The sequence below is a fragment of the uncultured Abyssibacter sp. genome, from assembly GCF_964000955.1.
Lineage (GTDB): Bacteria > Pseudomonadota > Gammaproteobacteria > Nevskiales > OUC007 > Abyssibacter.
Window position 1 is genome coordinate 1 of the sequence record NZ_CAXFCL010000023.1, and the last position, 7,887, is coordinate 7,887.

Here is a 7,887-nt window from a genome sequence, read left to right on the forward strand (position 1 = left end):
AACAGCCTGCGCACCACACCCCGCAACTTCCCCGGGCGTTCCGGTACGCGGGAGGACCGGGTCTGGCTTTGCAGCCCGGAGACCGCGGCCGCCAGCGCGCTGCACGGCGAGATCACCGACCCCCGAACGCTGGAGCGCGGTGCTCCGCAAATCCGGGAGCCGGCGAGCCCGATCATCAACGCGGACAACCTGATCGCCCCGCTGCCCAGATCAATCGCCCGCGACATCGACCTGGACAAGGGGCCAAACGTCGAATCCCTGCCCGATCTGGAACCGCTGGACAATCAGATCCGACTGCCGGTCGGGCTTTGCGTGGGCGACGACATCTCCACCGACGAGATCATGCCGGCGGGGGCGCGCGTGCTGCCCTACCGCAGCAACATCCCGCGCATCGCCGAATTCGTCTACGAAGCGGTGGATCCGGACTATGTGTCCCGGGCCCGGAAACTGGGCGATCACGCCATTGTCGGCGGCCGCAACTACGGTCAGGGTTCCAGTCGCGAGCACGCTGCGCTGGCTCCGCGCCATCTGGGCCTGCGCGTCGTCGTCGCCGAGAGCTTCGCGCGAATTCACTGGCAGAACCTGGTGAACTTCGGCGTGCTGCCACTGACGTTCCGGAACCCGGACGACGCGAGCGCGCTGAGCGCCGGCTCGGTTCTGGTCATCGGCGACTGGAACGACCAGCTACGCGCCGGCTCGCGGGTCACTGCGGAGGTGGAAGACGGGGATCGGACCCTGGAACTCGCCCACCGCCTGTCCGGTCGACAAATCGACGTGCTGGCGGCCGGCGGCCTGATCCCATGGCAGCGCGATCGGTGACTGGGAACAGCGACACGCGCCACGCCGCTGTTGCCATTCGACGACAGCGCCTCGCACGGCTAAGTCCTTGTTGCACCGCAACTTGGAATTCCAAGTTGCCGCATGGCCGTCTCCTGAAGGCGACAATCCGGCCACGCAACTTACTGATTTCCTTTCGTATTTTTTTGGCACACGGCTTGCTCCTGATAACAGCAAGCAACGTTTAAGGCCGCGTTCCAGACATGGAGCTGGGATGCGGGCCGCCGGGCAAGGATGCCCGGTCCGGTGCAGCGATTTCGGTCGCGTCACCACGTGGGCGCTGATCCGACCGGCGTCGGATAAGCACCCGCACAACCCGAGGGCCAGGGACGGCCTTTTATTTTCAGGACGTTGGCCACCCGGTCAGCGCATGGAGGTTGGCAGACATGGAAGAACAATCTGCACTTCAACGTCACCTGCCCGGCCTGTTCCTGGCGACGGGAATGATGCTGCCGATGCTGGCATTCGCCGGCGCCCTGTCGGCCAGCCTGGCCGGCGCCAGCAGCTCGGGCGACGCGATGCGTTCACCGCTGCATATGGCCAATCTTCAGGACAATCCGCGCCGCGCCTTCGAGGCGCTGGACGCCAACCGTGACGGCTACCTGACCGGCGATGAAACCGCCGCGAGCCGTACCGTACACCTGCATTTCGGTGTGCTCGACACCGACCGCGACCGTCGCGTCAGTATCGTCGAGTTTCACCGGCTGCCCGGCATGCTGGAAGACGTCTACGCCGAGTAGCGACCCCTCCCTCCCCGAGCCCCCCAAGGGACTTTGACCGCCGCATCGTCGGCGGTCTTTTTATGCCGTTGTCGCCAGCGATTCAGATCGCCAGGTTGACCCAGACGGTCACCAGCGCCAGCAGAACGACGGTGCCGACCACCCGCCTCGCACCCGGACCGGACACGCGCCGCGCAACAAACTGGTAGGTGAAGCCCGCACCGAGCAGCAGGCCAGCGGCGGCAACAAAGTCCATCAGCCCCCAGGCCACCTCGTCGGTCACCTGCATGGCCAGCAGCGGCACCAGCAACAGCGCAACGGTGGGGAGCAGGACACGCGCGACGCCACCGGGCGAGGACGGGGATACGGACGGATTCATGAAACGCTCCTGATGAGGCTATCCGCGGATTAGGACACAAGTCCCCACGACCGCGCAAAAGAAAGCCCGCACGCGGCGGGCTTTCCTCCAGACGTTGTGGAACCCCGCGTCAGTGCACGCGCTCCAGAATCGTCGCCACACCCTGACCCAGGCCGATGCACATCGTCGCCAGGCCCAGCTCGGCATCCTTCTCCTGCATGATGTGAGCAAGGTTGCCAGTGATGCGGCTGCCCGAGCAGCCCAGGGGATGCCCCAGCGCGATCGCGCCACCGCGGACGTTGATCACGTCCTGCTTGTCCAGCAGCTTCAGTTCCTTGAGCACGGCCAGACTCTGCGCGGCAAAGGCTTCGTTGAGCTCGAAGTAACCGATGTCGCTCAGGTCCACGCCGGCCTTCTTCAGCGCCTGCTGGGTTGCCGGAACCGGCCCGCGTCCCATGATCGACGGGTCACAACCGGCCCAGCCCATGCCCAGAATCTTGACCATGGGCTTGAGGCCCAGCGCCTTGGCCTTCTCGGCGGACATGACCATCACGCAGGACGCACCATCGGACAGCGCCGAGCTGTTGCCGGCGGTGACGGTGCCACGCGGATCGAAGGCCGGACGCAGACCGCCCAGGCCCTCCAGGCTCGCATCGGCCCGGGCAACTTCGTCGTTGGTGGTCATGAACAGGTTGCCGGCCGGATCATGCGCCCGAATGGGTACGACCTGATCGGCATTGACACCCGATGCCTGGGCCGCGATCGCACGCTGATGCGAGGTCAGCGCGAACTGGTCCTGGTCTTCGCGGGAAATGCCGTTGATCTTGCCCAGCAGCTCCGCGGTCAGGCCCATCATGCCGGCGGCCTTGGCGGTTTGCAGCGAGATCGCCGGACTGAAATCCACGCCGTGCGTCATCGGCACATGCCCCATGTGCTCGACGCCGCCGCAAAGGTAGAGATCACCCTGCCCGGCCAGCACGTTGCTAGCGGCGATATGGATGGCGGACATCGAAGAGCCACAGAGGCGGTTGACGGTCTGCCCCGGCACCGTGTGCGGCAGCCCGGCGAGCAGCGACGCATTGCGGGCGATATTGAAGCCCTGCTCCAGGGTCTGCTGCACACAGCCCCAGATCACGTCGTCGATCTCGGCGGGCTTGACCGCCTCGTTGCGCTCGAGGATTGCCTTGATGAGTTCAGCCGAAAGCTCTTCGGCGCGAACGTTGCGGAACTGACCGTTCCTGGACCGGCCCATCGCGGTGCGGACGGCGTCGACAATGACGACTTCGGTCATAACGTTTCTCCAATAATGAAATTCTTGAGTCGATGCGGATCGGACCGGAACGGGTGACTCGCGCCCCCGTTCCGGAACGACACATCAGCCGTAGTAGCTCTCGCCCTTGGCGGCCATTTCCTTCATGCGCTCGGTCGGCTCGTACAGCTTGCCCAGATACGCATACTTCTCGCAGGCCTTGACCACATTGTCGAGGCCCAGCGTGTCAGCGTACTTCAGCGCACCACCGCGGAACGGCGGGAAGCCGATACCCATGATCAGGCCCATGTCGGCCTCGGGGGCGGTATCGACAATGCCCTGCTCCAGGCAGCGCGCCGTCTCGATGATCATCGGCAGCATGTGACGCTCGACGATTTCCTCGTCGGTGTGCTCCCGCGTTTCCAGCACGGCCGGCTTGATGATCTCGTAGGCCTCCGGATCCTTGACCTTCTTCGGCTTGCCCTTCCGGTCCTGCTCGTACTTGTAGTAGCCGGAGCCGCTCTTCTGGCCCAGACGGCCGGCCTCGACCATCAGATCCAGCGAGGACTTCTGGCCTTCCTTCGGGCTCATGCGATCGGGATAGCCCGCCGCCAGCACATGACCGACATGCTGACTGGTGTCCATGCCCACGACGTCGTTCAGGTAGGACGGACCCATCGGCCAGCCGAAGCCTTCCATCAGCTTGTCGATGCGCTGGAAATCGCAGCCTTCCGCGATCAGCCCCTCGAAGCCGAAGAAGTACGGGAACAGGATGCGATTGACCAGGAAGCCGGGGCAGTTGTTCACCACGATCGGCGTCTTGTTCATCTTCGTGGCCAGCGCGACGGTCGCCGCGATCGCCTCGTCCGACGTCTTGGAGCCGCGGATCACCTCGACCAGCGGCATCCGGTGCACCGGGTTGAAGAAGTGCATGCCGAGGAAGTTCTCGGGCCGCTTGAGGTCGGACGCCAGCTCGTCGATGGAGATGGACGAGGTGTTCGACGCGATGATCACGTCCTCACGGGCGTACTTCTCGACATCGGCGTAGACCGACTTCTTGATGTCCGCGCGTTCGACCACGGCCTCGACAATGATGTCGACCTCGCCGAAATCACCGTAGTTGAGGGTGTCGCGGATGTTGTTCAGCACGTGCGCCATGGCGGCGGCGTCCATCTTGCCGCGTGCGACCTGCTTGCCTAGCAGCTTGGATGCCTCGTTCAGGCCCAGATCCAGCGCCGCCTTGTTGATGTCCTTCATGATCATCGGCGTACCGGTGCTGGCCGCCTGGTAAGCGATGCCGCCACCCATGATCCCGGCGCCAAGCACCGCGCCCTGCTTGATCTCCTTGGACTGCTTGATCCAGCCCTTGGATTTCTTCTTCAGGAACTGATCGTTCATGAAGATGCCGATCAACGCGGCGGCCTGGGTGGACCTGGCGACCTTGACGAAGCCCTTGTGCTCGATCTTCAGCGCGTCGTCACGGCCCTTGCCCGCCGCCTTCTGAATGCAGTTGATTGCCTCCATCGGCGCCGGGTAGTGCTTGCCGGCCTTGCCGGCAACAAAGCCCTTGGCGGTCTCGAACACCATCATCGAATCGATGGGCCCCAGCGTCAGCGGCCCGGTCTTCTGGGTACGACGCGCCTTCCAGTCGATCTCGCCCGAGATGCAGCGGGACAACAGCGACTTCGCGGAATCCAGCAGCTGGTCAGCCTCGACCACCGCATCCACGGCGCCGTTGGCCAGCGCGGCCTTCGCCTTGACGTTGCTTCCGCCGGCGATCATCTCGATGGCGTTGTCGGCACCGATCAGACGCGGCAGACGCACGGTGCCACCGAAACCCGGGAACAGCCCCAGCTTCACCTCGGGCAGGCCGACCGCGGCCTTGGAGGAGATGACGCGGTAGTCCGAGGACAGCGCCATCTCGAAGCCACCGCCCAGGCAGATGCCGTTGATGGCGGTGACGGTGGGAACCGGCAGATCTTCGAACGCGGAGAACACGGCGTTGGAGTCCGCGCACCACTGAATGATTTCCTCCTCCGGACGGGAGAAGGCTTCGCCGAACTCGGTGATGTCGGCGCCGACGATGAAGACGTCCTTGCCGCTGCTCACGACCACGCCCTGGACCCCGGAGTGATCGGCGATGGCCTGCGTGGCCTCGCCCAGCTCCTTCACGGTGGCGGCATCGAACTTGTTGATCGCGTCGCCTTCCCGGTCGAAACGCAATTCGACGATGCCGTCGCCAAGGTCATGGCATTGAATCGACTTTCCTTGGAAAATCATAGGCTTGTCCTATTTATATGAGAATTCCTGGAGATCGCCGACGATGCTGGCGAACTCCTCCGCAAGATTGAGGGACGGGCCACTATATCGACGGGTTGTAGGGGCGTAAACCGCGACACGGCGGGCGGTGTACCGCCCCGTATGCAACCCGACGTCGCATCGGGCCCGATCGGCCGTCGCAACAGGGCCGGATCACGGAATTGTCCGGTTTTGACAGGTTTTTTCCCCGCTCCTACACTCGCGACCTTATCTGTAACCGCAAGGATCGGGGACACCATGGCCGCGAAAAAGAAGCTCGCGAAGTTGAAGACCCAGATGGACGATGTGCGCAGCATCGCGATCGAGACCGTGATCAGCGCCAACAAGATCGTCTATGAAGGCATACAGCGACTCGCCGAACACGAACTGGACGAGTTGCAGAAAAGCTACAAGTCCATCGTCGACGGCCTCAAGGCCAGCACCAAAAAGGGCGACATGAAGAGCACTGCTCAAGCCCAGCTGGACCTGTTGCAGTCCACCATCGACCAGATCATCGCCAACGCACGGACCAGCGTTCAGATCATCACGGAAACACGGGTCGCGCTGACCGACGCGCTGTCGGCCAACCTTCAGGGCAAGAGCTCGGCGAAGAAACAGCTCTCCGAAGCCAAGAAGCAGGCAAGCACGGCGGCCAAGCAGGTTCGTGCCGCAACCAGTTCCGCACGCAGTGCCGCCGAGTCCGCGGTCAATGCCGCCGCCAAGCAGGTCGAGGCCACCACGAAGACGGTGACCAAGCCCGCGACGACGGCCAGGAAGACGACGACCGCGGCGAAGAAACCAACGACAACCGCGAAAAAAGCACCGGCAAAGAAGGCTCCGGCGAAGAAACCCGCCGCCAAGACCGCCTCCCCCGCCGCGTCAAAGACCGCCGCCGCGGCCAGCAAGCCGAAGACGGCGGCGAAGAAACCCGCCGCCAGGAAGCCGGCCGCGAAGAAACCGGCCAGCGCATCCACCACGGCCAAGACCACGACCAGGCGGGCGCCGGCGAAAAAGACGACCACCGCAAAAACCACGGCGAGCAAGTCGACCGCAACGGCGAAGCCTGCCGCCAAGAAGACGACGACCGGCACTTCCTCGCGCGTCAAGCGAGCGACCACGGCCGGCAAGTCGACACCGGATTCCTGAGTCGACCTCGGAGCTTGAAGAGGCCCGGTTCCAGACCGGGCTTTTTCATGCCAGCCCATGGAAACCGGTTCCCTCGACGCCCTGACTCAAGCCTGCCGCCTGCTGGCGGACGGCACACGCCTGCGCCTGCTCGCGGTCCTGGAAAGCGACGCCCTGTCGGTGGCGGAGCTGACCCAGGTCACCGGTCTGGCGCAGAGTCGGGTGTCGTCTCACATCAGCAAGCTGCGTGATGCCCAACTGCTGACCGACTCCCGCCTGGGCGCCAGCACGCTTTACTCCTTTTCACCGGACGTGGGCGACAGCCTGCCCGGGGTGTTGTGGAGCGCAATGAAGTCCCGGCTGGACGACGACCAGATCGGCGCCGATCTGGAACGCGCCCGCGAGGTGATCCGCAGCCGGCACGCGACATTGTCCTGGGCCGATTCGGTGGCCGGCCGGATGGAGTTGCACTATTCGCCCGGCCGCACCTGGGAAGCCACGGCACGCGCCCTGATCGAACTGCTGGAACTGGGAGACGTGCTCGATATCGCCTCCGGCGATGGCGTACTGGCCGAGTTGCTGGCCAATCACGCGCGCTCGGTCACCTGCGTGGATTTGAGTCGCAACGTGGTGGAGGCGGGCCGGCGACGTCTCGCGCATCACGCCAATGTCCATTTCGAGCAGGCCGACATGCATGCGCTGCCCTACGAAGCCGCGCGCTTCTCCGTGGTGTTCTGCATGCACGCGCTGACCTACGCCCATGATCCCGGCGCGGTGATCGGCGAGGCCGCGCGGGTACTGCGCGCCGACGGCACGCTTGTTGTCGCAACGCTTTGCGCACACGAGCACGCGGCGACCACGCGCGCGTACGACCATGTAAATCAAGGCTTTAGCGAACCGAAACTGCGCGAATTGCTTGAGGGGCAAGGATTGCGTGTTGTATCTTGCCGTAGCGGTTCGCGAGAACAACGACCTCCTTACTTCGAAGTCGTGATTGCGGTGGCCAGGCCTGCCTGAGGGGACTGTGTGTCAGGTGGAGCGGCCCCGGATCACACGACTGGAATGACCAAGCAATGCGCTACCTGGCCAGTCTGAGCCTATTGTTGATCGCGTTCTGGCTGGTGCTGTCCGGCCATTACACCGCGCTGCTGCTGGGCTTTGGCGCCGCATCGGTCGCATTGGTCCTCTGGATCGCCAATCGCATGGCGGTCGTCGATCACGAGATGGTGCCGTTGCGGCTGACCCACCGGATACCGCTTTACGCACTGTGGTTGACCAAGGAAATCATCCTGTCCTCCATC

Annotated in this window: 7 protein-coding genes and 1 pseudogene; 5 read left to right on the forward strand and 3 right to left on the reverse strand. The window is 64.1% G+C overall.

Going from position 1 to position 7,887, the window contains the following annotated elements; genetic code table 11:
* Window positions 1-819 (forward strand): annotated as a pseudogene (locus tag ABNS06_RS00725) (aconitate hydratase); the annotation flags it as partial.
* 404 nt (window positions 820-1,223) lie between these two features.
* Window positions 1,224-1,577 (forward strand): EF-hand domain-containing protein, encoded by a 354-nt coding sequence (locus ABNS06_RS00730; RefSeq protein WP_348671988.1) that lies wholly within the window; start codon window positions 1,224-1,226, stop codon window positions 1,575-1,577.
* A gap of 82 nt (window positions 1,578-1,659) precedes the next feature.
* On the opposite strand, the gene ABNS06_RS00735 is transcribed toward ABNS06_RS00730, so the two are convergent.
* The 3 genes from ABNS06_RS00735 to fadB form a co-directional block, all read right to left on the reverse strand.
* Window positions 1,660-1,935, reverse strand: a complete 276-nt coding sequence (locus ABNS06_RS00735) for a hypothetical protein (RefSeq protein WP_348671989.1) — start codon at window positions 1,933-1,935, stop codon at window positions 1,660-1,662.
* Window positions 1,936-2,044: 109 nt separating this feature from the next.
* Window positions 2,045-3,205, reverse strand: a complete 1,161-nt coding sequence (fadA, locus tag ABNS06_RS00740; RefSeq protein ID WP_348671990.1) for an acetyl-CoA C-acyltransferase FadA — start codon at window positions 3,203-3,205, stop codon at window positions 2,045-2,047.
* 84 nt (window positions 3,206-3,289) lie between these two features.
* Complete coding sequence (fadB, locus tag ABNS06_RS00745) at window positions 3,290-5,443, reverse strand: fatty acid oxidation complex subunit alpha FadB (RefSeq protein ID WP_348671991.1); 2,154 nt, start codon at window positions 5,441-5,443, stop codon at window positions 3,290-3,292.
* A 141-nt stretch (window positions 5,444-5,584) separates the two neighbouring features.
* Here fadB and ABNS06_RS00750 point away from each other — a divergent pair, with 141 nt between their 5' ends.
* The 3 genes from ABNS06_RS00750 to ABNS06_RS00760 form a co-directional block, all read left to right on the forward strand.
* A complete protein-coding gene (locus ABNS06_RS00750; RefSeq protein ID WP_348671992.1) occupies window positions 5,585-6,607 on the forward strand; it encodes a phasin family protein in 1,023 nt (340 codons plus the stop codon).
* Between the two features lie 57 nt (window positions 6,608-6,664).
* The gene (locus ABNS06_RS00755) at window positions 6,665-7,603 is read left to right on the forward strand and encodes a metalloregulator ArsR/SmtB family transcription factor (RefSeq protein ID WP_348671994.1); all 939 of its coding nucleotides are present in this window, start codon (window positions 6,665-6,667) and stop codon (window positions 7,601-7,603) included.
* A gap of 56 nt (window positions 7,604-7,659) precedes the next feature.
* Window positions 7,660-7,887, forward strand: a 228-nt coding sequence (locus ABNS06_RS00760; RefSeq protein WP_348671995.1) for a hypothetical protein, incomplete at its 3' end; no start/stop codon positions are given.